Source organism: Nocardia bovistercoris (assembly GCF_015674855.1).
Classification (GTDB): Bacteria; Actinomycetota; Actinomycetes; order Mycobacteriales; family Mycobacteriaceae; genus Nocardia; species Nocardia bovistercoris.
Genome location: NZ_JADMLG010000020.1, coordinates 37,011 through 52,415 on the forward strand (window position 1 = coordinate 37,011; position 15,405 = coordinate 52,415).

Below are 15,405 nucleotides of genomic sequence, written 5' to 3' on the forward strand. Positions count from 1 at the left end.
CCGTCCGACCTCAGCCCTCGAGCCCCAGAATGCGCGCGGCATTGCCGTACAGGAACTTCGGCCACACCTCGTCCTTCAACGCCACGTTCGGCAGCTCACCGAAAATGCGCTCGAGCGACAGACCCATCGGGAAGTAGCCGCCGTAGAGGACTTTGTCCGCGCCACGGGAGTTGGCATAGTCGATGATGGCCTCGGGGTAGTACTTGGGCGCGAACGCCGAAGTCGAGTAGTAGAGATTGGGCCATTTGAGCATCAGCTTGACGGCGAGATCCTCCCACGGCTCGCATCCGTGTCGGGTGACGAAGACCAGGTCCGGGAAATCGAACATCACGACGTCGATGCGGGAAACCTCTTGCGGCGCGAAAGGAACGCGCGGACCGGGTACACCCGCGCAGACGAAGATCGGGATCCCGAGTTCGACGCAGGTGGCATAGATCGGATACATCTTCGGATCATCGATCGCGACCTGTGGGAAGGTGCCCGCGGGGAATACCGACGTCGCTCGGATGCCGTACCGCTCGTAGTCGCGGCGAATCGCGTTCACCGAACCCATCACGTCATTGGGGTCGGCGACCGCGCCGGAAGCGATGAATCGGTCGGGGAAATTCGCGAGCGCCGACGCGGCGGCTTCCTCGGTGACCCCGATCATGGCCTTCTCGATGCCGAAACGGTCCATCTGCCGCAGGAGCAGCGACACCGGATCGTCGGTCCGCGGCGCGTCGGGTACGTCCTTGAACATGTACTCGACCGGGAACTCGAAGCTTTCCCTCGACTCGCGATCCTTGGTCTGCCTGCGGATGAAGTCGTACTGCGCCGAGCCATCGTGCGGGAAGCCGATCATGGTGTCGATTACCGGTAGACCGACAGGTCCGGACATGGCGTCCTCCTACCAAGCATGGATGCGACAGATGCGGTCGCTGCCCGCCATTATTGAAACACCGTTCTACCTATGTCAAGGCATCGGAGGTCCTTCGGACACCGAATATCGATGTCAGATGCGGATCTGAGATATCGTTGAGGACGAGAATCCAGAACAAGGTTCTCTGCCCATCCAGCTCGAACGGAGGTCGTACGGTCAACAGCAAGATCATCCGCGACACGCAAGCCGACGTGGTCCCGCCGACGGACATGACCAGCTCGCAGCTGGCCAGACGAGCCAAGATCATCGAAACGGCCATCGACCTGATCGCCGACGTGGGCGCCGACGCGGTCCAGATGCGCGATGTGGCCAAACGCTCACACGTCGCGCTGGCGACCCTCTATCGCTACTTCAGATCCAAAGAACACCTGTTGGCGGCGGCGCTCGAGGACTGGCAGAAGCGATTGACCCGGCGATTCCTCGTGGCGAGCGGTCGCGCGGGCGCGGACCCGGTGTCGGGGGTGCTGGACTATCTACGTCGCGCTCAACGCGCGTTCCATCGCAATCCCGGCATGACCGCACTGATGCTGCAAACAATGACCTCGGTCGATCCGGAGGCCAAAGCCGCGATCGACCGGATGAATCAGACGAACGCGGAGCTGTTCGACCGCCTCCTCGAAGGAATGGCGCCGGAGGTCGTGTCGAATCTGGTATTCGGCATCAATGCCGCACTGAGCAGTGCGCTCGCCGCGGTGTTGACCGGCGGTATGGATTCGAACAAATCCCTGGACCAGGTGGAGTGGGTAGCGCGCACCCTGTTGACGCAGAGTCGCCGCACGGATCCGAATCCCCCCTGAACATGGCCCGACACCCGCGTGGTTCCACGAACTCCGTCACGGTGTCGCCTCCACGAGACTCTCGCCAAGGTACGCGCGACGCACGGCATCGCTGCGCCTGATCTCGGCGGGCGTGCCTTCGGCGATCACCCGTCCGAAATCCAGAACCATGACGCGGTCACTGTTGTCGAGCACGAGTTCGACGTCGTGCTCGATCAACAGCACACCGATGCCCCAGTCGTCGGCGAGGCGACGGATGAGCCTGCCCAGTTCGGCGCTCTCGTGCTCGTCGAGTCCCGCGGCGGGTTCGTCGAGCAGCAGCACCGAGGGCCGCGCGGCGATCGCCCGCGCGATCGCGACCAATCTCCTTCGCGCATAGGACAACTCCTGCGGTCGCCGGTGCAGCACGTCGGTGAGTTCGAGTTCCTCGACGGCGGCGCAGACCGTATCGGTCATCCGCGGCGTGCCCGCCCGAACCAACCCGGTGAAGTACGCCGCGAGATCCTGTTCCTCCGATGACGCCAGCAGGTTCTCGCGCACCGTGAGGTCGTCGAACAGTTCGAGGGACTGGAACGAGCGGACGAGGCCCGCGCGCGCCCTTCGATGCGGCGGCCATGCCGTGACGTCCACGCCGTCCAGTACGACCATGCCCGAAGACGGCCGGTTGTAGCCGGTGACGACATCGATGAGCGTCGTCTTGCCCGCGCCGTTGGGGCCGAGTACCCCGACCACCTGGCCCGGCGCGATGGTGAGGCCGACCTCCGCCAGCGCGGTGAAGGCGCCGAAGGTCTGGGTCACCCCGCGCACCTCGAGCGACTTGGGCGCCACCGGTGTGCGCGGCGCCGAGGCGGTCACCGCTTCGTCGTCACGAGCACGGCGCGGCCACAGCCGCCGCACCGGCGCCGCCAACTGGTCGACCACCCCGTTCTGATTCAGGACCAGCGTCAGCACCAGCACGATGCCGGTGATCAGCGGCACGAACCGAACGAAGCTCTCGTCCGAGGACGACATCGCCGACGAGGTGTCGAACAGCAGGACCGCGACGCCACCCGGCGCCAGCAGCGCGCCGACCACCGGCCCGCAGACGTACCCGACGCCGCCGATCACCGTGACCACGAGCACCGTGATCGACAGGTCGGGAACGAACAGTTGCTGATAGAGCACGGTGGGATAGCTGAAACCGAACAGGACGCCGCCGACGCCCGCGATGCCCGCCGACAACACGAAGGCGTACAGCTTGTTCTGGAACACGCTCACCCCCATCGCCGCGGCGGCGCGCTCATTGGTGCGGACCGCGAGCAGGCGACGGCCGACTCGCCCGCGCCGCACCGTCGCGACCACGGCCGCGAGGACGAGGAACCATACGGCGCAGAGCAGACCGTAGTTGTCCGCGTGCACGATCGGGTCGACATCGAGGCCGAGGAAGCGCAGCGACTCGAGCTTCGTCTGGAACTCTCCGCCGGTGTAGTCGCTGTTGCTGAACAGGATCTGGTGCAACGCGAAACCCAACCCGAACGTCACCACCGCGAGATTCACCCCGCGGGTGCGCAACGCGGGCAACCCGAACAGCAAACCGAGCAGCATCGCGCCGACCACGCCCGCGAGCAGGGCGAGTTCGAACGGCCAACCGTGGGCGGCGGCCAAGCGCCCGGCCACGTAGGCGCCCGTCCCGCCGAGCGCGAATTGCGCCAGCGACAGTTGTCCCGCGTAACCGGTCAGCACAACCGTCGACAGCCCGACGATGGCGAAGCAGATCGACACGATCAGGGCCGGGTACCACCCGCTCGGCGTCGCGTATCGCAGCAATGCCAAGCCTGCCACCGCTATCGGGACGACCAGAGCGGGGTGCGCGCGACCGGTTCCGATCCGAGGAAGGGAGTCGGCCGCACTGCCGCGAACCGGTAAACCCTTGCCCCGCATGACCAGAACGACGACGATGACCAGGAACGGCACGGCGTCGGCTACACCGGTCTGGTCCACATACCGTGTCGTGAGCGCCTGCACGATGCCGATCGCCAGGCCGCCCGCCAGAGCGAGGTTGTAGGAGCGGAACTGCGCGAGCAGCGCGGTCGCCAAGCCGCCGATGATCAGCACGCTCATCTGGCCGATCGAGATGAACCCGGTGGATGTCGCCGGGAACAACGCACCGGCCAGCCCGGCGAGCGCACCGCCGAGTCCCCAGGTCAGCGCGGCGAGCAGATTCGGCGACCACCCGAGTGCCGCGGCGGCGCGGGCGTTCTCCGCGGAGGCGGTGAGCGCGTTGCCCATCCGGGTTCGCAGGGTGGCGATCGACAGTGTCACCGCGACCACGACGACGATGGCGACGAGGTAGAAATTCTGCTTCCCGACGACGACCTCGGAACCGAGGTGCACGGGCCCGGAAGGCACCGGCACCGGCACGGTTCGCTGTTCGGCGCCGTACTCGAGCAGGACGCCCTGGATCAGGACGGTGTGCACGCCGAGTGTCGCGATGACGCGGGCCAACGGACTCGCGGTCCGCAACGGCCGCATGACGAGCACCTGCACCAGCAGTCCGACCGCGGCGGCGCCGAGCACCGCCGCGCCGAGCGCGACCGGCCACGACATGTCGTGCCGGGTTCGCAGGTCCATCACGATGAACGCGCCGAGTAGCGCGAACCCGCCGTGCGCGAAGTTGATGACGCCGGAACCCCGGTAGATCAGCACGAGCCCGACGGCCAACAGCACGTTGATCGACCCCGTGCCGAGCCCGATCAGGGCGAAGGTCACCGCTTCCATCTCATGCCTCCCCGGAGATGTAGTGGGCGGCGATCTCGCTCGCGCGCGCCCGGAGTTCGGCGCCGGATCCCGACATGACGACCCGACCGCGGTGCAGGACGTAGCCGCGGTCGGCGATGCCGAGCGCCTGATGGACGTGCTGCTCGACCAGCACCACGGCGGTACCGCCGTCGGCGGCGGCACGCAGCACCGCAAGCAGCCTGCGCACGATGATGGGCGCCAACCCCAGCGACAGTTCGTCGGCCAGGACCAATCGCGGTCGCGCGGCCAGGATCCGGCCGAGGGCGAGCATCTGCTGCTGTCCGCCGGACAGCAGCCCGGCGCGCTTGGCGAGGTGCGGCTCGAGCTCGGGGAAGAACTCGAGCGCGCGCTCGGCGGGCCCGCGACCGAGCCGCAGATTCTCCCAGCCGGTCAGTTCCATGAACACGCATCGCCCCTCGGTCAGATATCCGAGGCCGCGGCGCGCCCGGTAGTCCAGCCCACGCCGCGCCCCGAGGCCGAGTACCTCGACCGACCCGGCCATCGGGGTCAGCTCACCGGCGAGGGTGAGCAGGGTGGTGGATTTCCCCGCGCCGTTGGCGCCGAGCAGTACGACGACCTCGCCCGCGTGCACGGCCAGGTCGATATCTTGGACGGCGGGCGTTCCGGCGTACCCGGAGCTCAGGCCCATCGCGCGGACCACCGATGCACCGGTGTCGCCCGCCGGTGGCGAGATGGCGTTCATGTGCGGTCATTCCTTGTCGAAGCGGGTGAGCACGCCCATGCCACACCGGATATCGGTGTGGCACAGTGCCTGTCAGCCCGCGAACAGTGGGGTGAGGTTCTCGAATCCGCCGTCCTGGACGACGGCGCCGCCCTTGGCCTTCACGAAGGTGATGTTCGGGTTGAAGACCCGGTTGATGCCGGGGACGGGGAATTCCTTGGAGAAGTCGATCGGCGCCGTCAGGCCACCGGCCTTGGCGGCGGTCATCTTGTCGAGCGCGGCGGTGACCGACGCGGCCGAGATGTCGCTCGCCCCGCCGACCGCCTCGATCAGCACCTGGTAAGCGGCCCAGGTGTTCTGGTTGTAGGGGTAGGTCCAGTCCACCTTCGTCGAAGCCGTCTTGGCCCCCTGCCAAGCCGGGTCCGTCGCGGCCACGAAGTTCACCGCGGAGGTCGCCCCCTCGAGCGCGTCGCGCGCGCCGCTGAGCACCTGATCGTTGAGGGCGCCTTGCAATGCGTAGTACCGCGTCTTCTCACCGAGTGTCCGCGCCGCGGTCGCGAGCGCGACCACCTGGTCGTTGGGCAGACCGACGATGGCGCAATCGGATTTGCCCGCCGTCTTCGCGATGCTGCTGAAGTCGGTAGTCGTGGTGGGGACTTTGATGTGGTCGGCGGGCTTGCCGTTGCCTCTGGCGAGACCGAGGTTGATCAACTGCGCGGCCTTCTCCGACGGCGGTACGTCGTACAGCACCATCGAGGTGGAAGCACAGCCGTCCGCGGCGGCTCGGGCCCCGATTCCGGCGAAGGCGGCCGCTCCCGACACCAGTGGATAGGCCACCTTGCTGGAGAGTTCCTCGGCGGAGAGGGCGGGACTGCCGATCCACGGAATTCCCGCCTTCTCGAGGATCGGCACGACCGTACCGCCGTTGGTGGTGAATCCGCCGAGCACGGCGACTGCGTTGGCACTGACCGCTTGACGCGCGCAATCACCCGCTTGGTTGGCGTTGTTCCCGTCATTGCAAGCCAGGAGTTTCACCTCGTGGCCACCGAGCCCGCCCGCGGCGTTGATGGTTTTCACCGCCGCCTCGGCGGCGGTGATGATTTCGGGTGTATTCATGGCCGCGGACTTCACCGGTGCGAGCGTCATGACCGTGACAGGCGCGCCGGTGAAAGTGTTCGCACCCCCCGCACTCCCTTCATCGGAGTTGTCGCCGCAACCCGCCAGGGCGAGTACGAGGGTCGTTCCGATGGCTGCGTATCGCAGCTTCACGATGGTCGAGGACATCTGCGCCCAACTCCTGTCACACGGATCGGAAGGTCACTACCGTGACCTGAACCACTTCTATCTGAATGCGGACAGACTAAAGCCGATAGGCCATAAACCGCAAGGCTTTAGGTAAAATCCCTACAGATACCGGTGTCTTGCTGGTCAGATATCGATCCTAAGATATGAACACAGATAAATATCTATGACGGCGAAGCCGAAGAAGACTACAACGGCAGGACGGCACGAACCATATTTGATTGCCATCAGCTATTACCGAGCACAGGCGAACTCTCTCAGCGAGCAGGCGGCGTGGGAGACATCCGATAGGACGAGGCCGCGAGCGACGACGGCCGGACAGTGCGACTACGCACCGTCAGCGACGACACAGCGTCGAGTGTCGACTCACCGCGGCGCGGTACCCGCGCCCATCGCCGAACCGATCCCGCCGATATCGGTGATCGTCCAGTTGTCACGGCTGTCGATGTTCAGTTGGTAGGTCGCCGTGGATTGAATTCCCTCGGGCGCTTGGCTGTTCTTGGTCAGAATGCTCACGAAACAGTCGACCGAATACGCGCCGTTGTTCTCCGAACGTACCTTGGCGGCGATAGGCGTCGCGGTCGAGACCCACTGCAACGGGACGATGATCTGTTCCATGGATGTGGCGGCCTGCGTGAGACGGCCCGAAAGTTCCTGGCTGGTACCTTTCGTCAGCCGGATTCGCCAGGCCGACAGATCCTGGAAGTTCATCTGAGCGGCCGCGGTCGAGTAGTCGAGCGCGACCTGTTCGGCGCGGGCCGAATTCTCGGCCTCGGTGTGCACCGAGTCCAGACGGGCCGACTCGCTGTGCAGTCGCCAGCCCAGCACTCCGATAGCGCTCGCCATCGCCAGTACCACCACGCCCGAGATCAGCGCCTTGAACGAAATGGAGAACTCGCCCACGTTCCGTCCGCTCCGCATGACCGTGCGCCAACGCGAAGGGGACGGCGAGTCGGCCGAAGCATCCGAGGCGGTGGATTCTTCGCCGGGGGCAGTGGATTCTTCGCCGGGAGTCGGTACCCGGTTCTGTGAGTTGTCGGTGTCGGTCGGGTGGGACATGATGTCTTTCCTCTGGGAGTGCTTGCTGAGCTGGGACGCGCGTGGAAGGCGGCGATCACCTCCCCGGTGGTCGCACGCGCACGGTGACCGCATCACCGGATGCCACCGCGGCGGTGGCGTTGTCGAGAAGCTGCCCGATATTCACCGTTGCCATCGCGGCGCCCGCGGCACGCACACCCGGCAGCAATTCGACGCCGAGGGTGTGCAGGTCGGCCGCGGTATCGTCCAGGAAAGCCTGCAATTGGTCGAGCAGTGGGCCCGCACCGAACTCGATTCCGTCCTTCAGCGGACCGAAGGACGCCGCGAAGGAGATTCCGGCCAACAGGTCGCGGAAGCCCGATCCGAAGTCCCCGAGGATCGGCGTCGCGCTCGCCAGGTCGCCCGGGACGGTTCCGGTGCCGCGCAGGATCGGTTGCATTCCCGACAACACGGTGGTGAGGTTCGTCGACTGCTGAATCAGCATACCCGCCAACAACTCTCCCGCGCGGGACAGATCGCCGAGCACCCAGGGGTCGTCGGGCAACGCGGTGTCGACGGTCTCGAATATCCGACGAACCCGGTCGGGCTCGACCTGTTCCAGCAGGACGGTCAGCCGCTCGGACAACTCCTTGAATGTCGTCGGGACGACGACATGATCGGCTGGGATGACCGCGTCGTCCGTCAGATACGGCCCCGCGGCGGCCGGGACAACCGCCAGATACGTCTCGCCGAGCGCGGACAGATTGTCCACCCGGAAACGACTGTCGACCGGGATGCGGTATTTCCGGTCGTAGTTCCAATCGATCCGTATCCCGCCTGCGGACGAATGGACTTCGGTGACATGACCGACCGGTATTCCGCGCACCAGTACCCGGGATCCGACGACGAGGCCGTTGGTGTCCGGAATGGACAGGCTCGCCGTCTTCTTGTCCGCGAACGCGTCGTGTTCGAGACCGAGCCGGTCGAGATACACCAGCGACGCCGCCGCGAGGGCCGCCATGCCGAGAATCGACAGCGGTGTCTTGGCCTTCATTTCACGGCTCCCAATATGCGCAGCAGATTCTCGACGTCGGCGACCATCTGCTCGCCCCGCGGGGATTCGATCGAACGGATGTCGACGGAAGGGTGCTGCGCGAAAGGCAACACCGTCGTGCGAAGGAAGTCCGAAAGCTTCGCGGCGTCCGCGGGCGCGGTGGTCCATATGTCGCGCATGACCGCACCGCTGTCGGCGAGCGAGTTCAACATCGGAACCAGCCACAACCCGCCTTGGTAGACACTGCCGACCGAGGGCAGGATCTGGCTGATGTAGGAGATGGTATCGACCGCTACCCGCCGCCAATAGTGCGCGGTCTCCGGCGCGAACAAGGTGGCCAGCGTCGCCGCCTTCGCATTCAACGCGACGGCCGTGGCGTCGAATCCATCGAGCAGACGGTCGATCTCGCCGGTATCGTGCGCGAGATCACGCAGATCGACGGCGACGACGGAAGCCAACCTTCGCACGTCCTGACTCGCGGGCATCGCCGTGTTGATTCGACCCATCGCGTCCTGGATACGTCGGATGCTGCCGCCGTTGACGAAGTACGCCAACACCGCCATCGTGTCCTCCAATTGCGGAGGCGAACTGGTGCGATCGACCGCGACCACCCCACCCGGGCCGAGGAACCGCCCGTCCGGATCGATCGTTCCGTGATCGAGGGCGATGTAGGTGTCGCCGAGCAGAGTGTTCTGGCGGATCACCGCGCGCACGTCGGCCGGAATCCTGCTGCCGTTGTGCACTCCGACGGTGACCCGCACGGTGTCGTCGAGCACGGCCACGTCCCGGACTTCACCCACCCGCAAACCGTCCATCATGACGTCGGCGCCGTTCGGCAGATTCATCACGCTGAGGAATTCGAAGCCGACGGTGAATCCCGCCCCCGTACCGCCGCGCACCGACGGCAGGTCGTCCGGTCCCAACGAGCAGCCGCCGAGCGCGAACAGCGCACAGCATCCGGCCACCAGCACCGCGACCCCGCGCACGAGCACGAATCTCGCCGACATCAGCGACCTTTCGCGAGTACGAGATCGAGCAGCGCGGTGGCGGGGATCTGCGCCTGCCCGTTGGGCGAGGACGTGCAACTCCCCGGCGCCGCGCGGTTGAACGCCGCGCACACGTCGGCGGAGGCGCCCGCGTCGAGACGGACCGTCGGCGGCTGGTAGGTGACAGTCATCGCGGCATCCCCGGCGCTCTGTTGCCTCAGCATCGCCGCGACGGCGGGAAGCGACTCGACCATCTCGCGGATATCGCCGGATCGGCCCGCCGCCGAATGGACGGCTTCGGCGACCGGCCCCCGCAAGGTCGGCCAGAGCACATCACCGTAGTCGGTGTGGATGTCGTGCAGGACGTTCACCAACCACCCGACACCGACACACACGTCGATCGTCCCCGGCCACAGGTCGATCCCCGCGGCGACGACCGCGGGCAGCTGGTCGAGAATCGACTGGATGTCGGACCATCGACGCAGGGCATCGTCGGTCAGCGGGGCCATATCGCGGATGATCGCGCCGATATCGGCGACGAGCCGGTCGGGGTTGTTCGCGGCGGCGGAAGCGCGCAGCATCATCGCGCGCGCGTTCTGGCCTTGTCCGCGCAACGCCTCCTCCAAGCCCGCGACGGCGTCGCGCACACTCTGCTTCCCGTCGCCGGGACTCAGTTCGGCGATGAAATCCGCGGCCGAACCGGTGATTTCGGAAATGCTCTTCGGTGTGAAGCTGCGCTCCAGCGGGATGCACTGCCCCGGTACCAGTTCGGGCCCGCTCTCGTAGTTCCCGACGAGTTCGACACTGCGGTCGGCCAGGATGGATTTGGACCGAGTGACCGCCTTGACATCGGCGGGGAACCGACGCGTACCGTCGAGGGTGAACTCGACCTCGACGTGGTCACCCGAGAGTTCGACACGCTCGATCGTGCCGACCCGCAATCCCATCTGTGTCACCGGATTCCCTGCGTACACACCGATGGAATCCGGCATTCTGGCACAGAATCCGCCGGTACCGCGTCCGCCTGCGTCGACGGCGGCGACACCGGCACCACCGAACGCCACGACACCGACGATGGCCAGGAGCCCGATCCGGCGAGCCGTCTTCCTTCGCACTTCAGCACGTCCTTCCGGGCAGCGGAATACAGATCTGCGACGCCGAGACCGTGCCGCCCCCGAGCGTCGCGAGCCCCTCGGGTGTCAGCCACCGGGCCAAACGCGCGCGCAGATTCTCCAGTTGGTCGATGGCGGGGCCCATATTCGCCTGGAAGTCCTCGATGGAACCCCGGACGCGGTCGACCGCCGATCGCACCTCGTCCTTGTGATCGAGGTAGTACCGTTCGAGGGGCTGTAATCGCGCGAGTACGTCACCCAGTAACCGGTAGGCCTCGTTGAAGCCGACATGGGTGTTGTTGTAGGTCGAGACGACGATGTCGACCCGGCGGACCAGATCGAAGACGAATTCGCGGTCGGCGTTGAACGATTCCAGGTATTCGGAGGCCAGATCGGCGATCCTGGCCACTTGATCACGTTGGTGGTCCATCACCGTGGCGATACTGTTCATCCCCCCGATCAACGCGCCAACCGATGCCGGGTTGTGTCGCAGCGCGGTGGCGACCTGATCGATATCGGCGTCCACCGTGGCGGCGTCGACATTGTCGGTGACGTGGGGGGCGGCCTGCAGGACATCGCCGATGGAATACGGCACCGTGACGTGCTCGGGCGGTATCACGGCGTCACCGAGAGCGGCGTCACCGAGTGGAACGAGGGTGACCGCGTAGCCGCCCACCGGCGTCAACATCCGCACCTCGACGCGCGATTCGGCGCCGACGAAGGTCTCCGCCGAGATCCGCGCCTGCACCCGAACCACCTCGGCGCGCAGTGCGACCGAGGTGATCTTTCCCACCGTGATGCCCGCGACCCGCACTTCCAGTCCTGGTGCGAGCGCTGCGGCGTCGGTGGTTTCGAAGGTGATCGTGCGCTGCCCGAGTGGCCGGAGATACAGGACGGTCACCGTCGCCAGGGTGATGACGGCGATCAGCACGACGGCGGCTCCGAGCAACATCTCATTGTGGGCGAGCCGACGTAGTCTCGACAGACCGGCTGAGCGGATCATCGAGGCCCGTTGCATACGACCACCTCACTTCCGTTGAGCAGCACCCGAACCTCCGTCGGTAGTTGCACGACACCATTGCCGCACTTCAGCGCACCGGCCGCCGGGGTGGTCAACTGCGGCAGTTGCAGACCGGCGAATGCCACCGGCAGCAGGCGCAGCGCTTCCGCCGCCGACGACGTCGACGCGAATGCCCGACCGACCAGTTCATCGACGTTCATGTTCGGATCGAGACCGAGTTCGTCGAGCAGTCGGTGCACCGGGGTGAGGAATTCCGGTCCGTAGGCGGCGGTCTTGGGGAATTCCTGGAGCACCGTCATCGCCTTGGCTATCGGGAAACTCAGCGAGTGCAGAAATCCGACCACCTGAGGCGACCTGCCGCCCATGCTGTCGGCGATGCGCGAGATGTTGGCGACGAGGGTCGAGATCACCTGCTCACGATCGCGAGCGAGGTCGGCGAGGCGCTCGACGCTGTCGAGCATGGGCGCCAAGCCCGAACCGTCGCCCTGGAGCAGGGTGATCGCGTTGGCCATGAAGGTGTTGATCTGCTCGGTGCTCATGGTGTCGAGTACCGGCTGCAAGCCGTTGAACAATTCCGTGATGTCGAAGGATGGCCGCGTGGCGGTCGCGGGTAGTCGGCGCACCGCACGCCCGGCGTGTTCCGGAGTTTCCAGATCGATGAAACGAACGCCGGTGAGGTTCTGGTACTTCACGGCCAAGACCGTATTGTCGAACAGGCGGTAGGAGTCCGCCAACGAGAACTCGACCTCGGCCTTGCTCCGGCTCCCGTCGCGGATCAGTTCGATCGAGCGGACCTTCCCGATACGAACACCCTTCGTACGGACGTCGCCGTTGACGTGCAGGCCCGACACATCGGTGAATTCCGCTGTGTAGAGGGACGTCTCCCCGTCGACCGGATTCGTGATCGCGCTCAGCACGATGGCGAACAGCGCTACCGACAGCGCCGCCGCGACGGCTAGTTTGCCCAGGGTGAGCAACATCCCGACCCGCGCGCTCATCGCGGGCCGTCCGGTACGACGCCGGTGACCGCGAGCGGCGCGGCGACCATCGGGAGTTCGTCCAGGACGATCCGGAGGCCGAGTGTCTTCCCCGGCCCCGATGCGCTCAGCACGGCGGTGTACCGGTCGATCAGTTCCCTCAGTTTCGCGGGGGCCGCGCCGCCGTCGAGCATGTGCGGCAGCGCGTCGATCAATGCCTTGACGAGCAGGGTGGACGGGGTCAGCTCGGCACCGTGGGAGGCCAGCAGAGTCCCCGCCTTGCCGAACAAGCTGTTCGCCGCCAGCCCGAGACCCGCGGCGCTGTAATCCATGAACGCGTCGTCGACGCCCCTCGAGCCATCGGCCTTGCGGTTGTACACGCTGTCGTAGGCGAAGCCGAGGCTGTCGATCGCCTCGGCGCTGAACGCGGGCAGCACCGCCAAGATGTCATTGGCGTAGCGCAGTAATTCCGTCGGCAACGCCTGTTGAGTGGCGGCGACGCGGTCGGCGAACACGATGCCCGATCGGATCAGAGGGGTCAGCCCGTCGGTGTAGCGAACGACCTTGTCGAGGGACCTGACCATCGACGTGGTCAGTGACCCGTCGATGGCCACCGACCCCTTCTCCAGCATGGTCGACATGGTGAAATCGCCTCGGGGGGTTCTGCTGAGCGTGCGCCCCGCCACCAAGGCGTCGCCGCCGGGGCGGTCGACCAGATCGACCGCGGTGATCCCGAAGTAGTTCTGCGGTCGAAAGTCCACCTCGAACGAGTCCGTCAGGCCGTCGATCTTCGCCGGCGCCAAAGTCACGGTCATCCTGACGGAATCGAGCCCGGTCCTCCCCAACGCGGTGACCTCACCGACCTCCGCCCCGTGCAGAACGACTTTCGTCCCCGTGCCGACGCCGGGACCGACGTAGGGCATCTCGATGTTCATCACCAGCCCTTCGGGCTCATCGACATGCGGGTGGACCCACACCACCCCGATCAGGGCAGCCACCGCGACCGCGAGCACGGCGGTCGCCGCACCGTTGACGACTCGCGCCTGCCGACCATCGGTGCCGCGGATGAAGTCCTGGTTCCTTGTGCTGCTCATCGACCTATCCTTTGAAGAGCAAAAGCGGGCTCAGTCCCCAAAGAGCCACCGTCATAGCGAAATTGAGTACCACGATGACAACGAGGCTCGCTCGAATCGCACGACCGGACGCCGCGCCGACACCGGCGGGTCCGCCGGAGGCGAAGTATCCGTAGTAGCAGTGGATGATCGTCACGACCGCGCAGAAGGTGACGGCTTTCGATACCGACGCCGCGAGGTCGGCGACGCTGAGGAACTGTGCGAAATAGTGGTCGTAGGTGCCCGCCGGTTGTCGATGGAACACCTTCGTGATGATCCCACCGGTGCAGAAACTCACGACCAGGCCCATGAGATAGGCGGGCACCACCACGATCATCCCACCGATGAGTCTGGTGCCGACGACGAAGGGAATCGCCTGTAAACCCATGGATTCCGTCGCGTCGATCTCTTCGGATATTCGCATGGCGCCTATTTCGGCCGTCATACGACAGCCCGCCTGCGCCGCGAATCCGATTCCGGTGATGATCGGCGCGATCACTCGAATATTGCCGAAGGAACCTATGATTCCCGTCAACGCGCCGAAACCGAGCAGGTTCAATGCCATGAACGCCTCGATCGCCACCACGGCCCCGACCGCGACGCCGAGAAAGAACATCAGGCTGACCACACCGCCGTCGACTATCAACGAGCCGCTGCCCCAAGCCATGTTGTTCATGACCTCGAACGTCTGCTTCCGGTAGTGGCGAACCGTTTTCGGAAGCAGGCCGATCGACTTGGCGGTGAATACCGCGATCTGGCCGATCTCGCCGACGAAGGTCGTGGCGGCACGCCGTAGTGAGGGGCCCATGGTCATCACGCCAGCCGAGCCGGGAAGAACATCATCTGCAACTGGCTGACGAGGAGGTTGGTCAAGAATATGCAGAACACGCTCAGCACCACCGAGGCGTTCACCGCGTTGGCCACGCCTTTGGGCCCGCCTTTGGCCTCGAGGCCGCGCACGCTCGCGATAAGTACCACGATGGCCGCGAACAACAGCGTCTTCACAACCGAGAAGGCCAGATCGGTCGGTGTCGCGAACGCGCCGAAGGACTGCCAGAAACTACCCGGCACAACGTTGTTGACATTCGCCGAGATCAACAGCCCGGCGAAGACACCCGCGAAGACGATGATGATGCACAGCATGGGGGCGATGGCGATCATCGCGAGGAAGCGTGGCATGACCAGGCGCTCCACCGGATCGACGCCCATCACACGCATCGCGTCGATCTCCTCGCGGATCGCCCTCGCGCCGAGATCGGAGGCGATGGCGGATGCCGCGGCGCCGCTCATGAGCAATCCGGCGGCCATCGGCGCGCCTTGGCCGACCACACCGAGCCCGCTCGCCGCGCCCGCCAGCGAATTCGCCCCGACCTGATTCATGATCCCGCCGACTTGGACCGACACTTCCGCACCGATCGGAATGGCCATCAGCAACGCGGGCAGCGCGGTGACTTTCAGCAGCGACCACATCTGGTCGACCAATTCCTTGACCGGCATTCTCATACCGACGATATCGACGATCGAATACCGGACGACGGATGCGGTCAACTGCACCGATCTGCCCAGCGTCGACAGGCTTTGCGCGGGAGCCTTCGAAATATATTCGGCGACACGCTGCGCGGACGACCGGCGCGGCTCCGGTTCGCGACCATTTTCCAGCGACGATACG

Annotated in this window: 14 protein-coding genes; 1 reads left to right on the forward strand and 13 read right to left on the reverse strand. The window is 65.6% G+C overall.

What is annotated here, in order from left to right:
• Positions 1-10 precede the first annotated feature (10 nt).
• Positions 11-877 (reverse strand): amidohydrolase family protein, encoded by an 867-nt coding sequence (locus tag IT779_RS32545; RefSeq protein WP_196153321.1) that lies wholly within the window; start codon positions 875-877, stop codon positions 11-13.
• Between the two features lie 251 nt (positions 878-1,128).
• Between IT779_RS32545 and IT779_RS32550 the strand changes: the two genes are divergently transcribed.
• A complete protein-coding gene (locus IT779_RS32550) occupies positions 1,129-1,716 on the forward strand; it encodes a TetR family transcriptional regulator (RefSeq protein WP_196153322.1) in 588 nt (195 codons plus the stop codon).
• Between the two features lie 36 nt (positions 1,717-1,752).
• On the opposite strand, the gene IT779_RS32555 is transcribed toward IT779_RS32550, so the two are convergent.
• The 12 genes from IT779_RS32555 to IT779_RS32610 all read right to left on the reverse strand — a co-directional run bounded on the left by IT779_RS32555 (position 1,753) and on the right by IT779_RS32610 (position 15,239).
• The gene (locus tag IT779_RS32555; RefSeq protein WP_196153323.1) at positions 1,753-4,452 is read right to left on the reverse strand and encodes a branched-chain amino acid ABC transporter permease/ATP-binding protein; all 2,700 of its coding nucleotides are present in this window, start codon (positions 4,450-4,452) and stop codon (positions 1,753-1,755) included.
• A gap of 1 nt (position 4,453) precedes the next feature.
• Positions 4,454-5,176, reverse strand: a complete 723-nt coding sequence (locus IT779_RS32560) for an ABC transporter ATP-binding protein (protein ID WP_196153324.1) — start codon at positions 5,174-5,176, stop codon at positions 4,454-4,456.
• A 72-nt stretch (positions 5,177-5,248) separates the two neighbouring features.
• Complete coding sequence (locus tag IT779_RS32565) at positions 5,249-6,439, reverse strand: ABC transporter substrate-binding protein (RefSeq protein WP_196153325.1); 1,191 nt, start codon at positions 6,437-6,439, stop codon at positions 5,249-5,251.
• Between the two features lie 384 nt (positions 6,440-6,823).
• Entirely contained in the window at positions 6,824-7,516 is a 693-nt protein-coding gene (locus tag IT779_RS32570) for a hypothetical protein (protein ID WP_232542323.1), read from the reverse strand.
• 55 nt (positions 7,517-7,571) lie between these two features.
• Positions 7,572-8,528, reverse strand: coding sequence for an MlaD family protein (locus IT779_RS32575; RefSeq protein ID WP_196153326.1), 957 nt, complete (start codon positions 8,526-8,528; stop codon positions 7,572-7,574).
• Positions 8,525-9,535: an MlaD family protein gene (locus IT779_RS32580; protein WP_196153327.1), complete on the reverse strand. Its 1,011-nt coding sequence runs from the start codon at positions 9,533-9,535 to the stop codon at positions 8,525-8,527. Before IT779_RS32580 ends, IT779_RS32575 begins: the two co-directional genes overlap by 4 nt.
• Positions 9,535-10,629 carry an MlaD family protein gene (locus IT779_RS32585; protein ID WP_196153328.1) on the reverse strand — a complete coding sequence of 365 codons (1,095 nt, stop codon included), beginning with the start codon at positions 10,627-10,629 and terminating at the stop codon, positions 9,535-9,537. Before IT779_RS32585 ends, IT779_RS32580 begins: the two co-directional genes overlap by 1 nt.
• Before the next feature lies 1 nt (position 10,630).
• Positions 10,631-11,578 carry an MlaD family protein gene (locus IT779_RS32590; RefSeq protein WP_232542324.1) on the reverse strand — a complete coding sequence of 316 codons (948 nt, stop codon included), beginning with the start codon at positions 11,576-11,578 and terminating at the stop codon, positions 10,631-10,633.
• Between the two features lie 47 nt (positions 11,579-11,625).
• Positions 11,626-12,645, reverse strand: coding sequence for an MlaD family protein (locus tag IT779_RS32595; RefSeq protein ID WP_196153330.1), 1,020 nt, complete (start codon positions 12,643-12,645; stop codon positions 11,626-11,628).
• On the reverse strand, positions 12,642-13,718 hold the full coding sequence (locus tag IT779_RS32600) for an MlaD family protein (protein WP_196153331.1): 1,077 nt from the start codon (positions 13,716-13,718) through the stop codon (positions 12,642-12,644). The genes IT779_RS32595 and IT779_RS32600 overlap by 4 nt, the downstream gene beginning before the upstream one ends.
• A 4-nt stretch (positions 13,719-13,722) precedes the next feature.
• Positions 13,723-14,550: an MlaE family ABC transporter permease gene (locus IT779_RS32605; protein WP_196153332.1), complete on the reverse strand. Its 828-nt coding sequence runs from the start codon at positions 14,548-14,550 to the stop codon at positions 13,723-13,725.
• Positions 14,550-15,239: an ABC transporter permease gene (locus IT779_RS32610; RefSeq protein WP_408637814.1), complete on the reverse strand. Its 690-nt coding sequence runs from the start codon at positions 15,237-15,239 to the stop codon at positions 14,550-14,552. Before IT779_RS32610 ends, IT779_RS32605 begins: the two co-directional genes overlap by 1 nt.
• Positions 15,240-15,405: the final 166 nt, after the last annotated feature.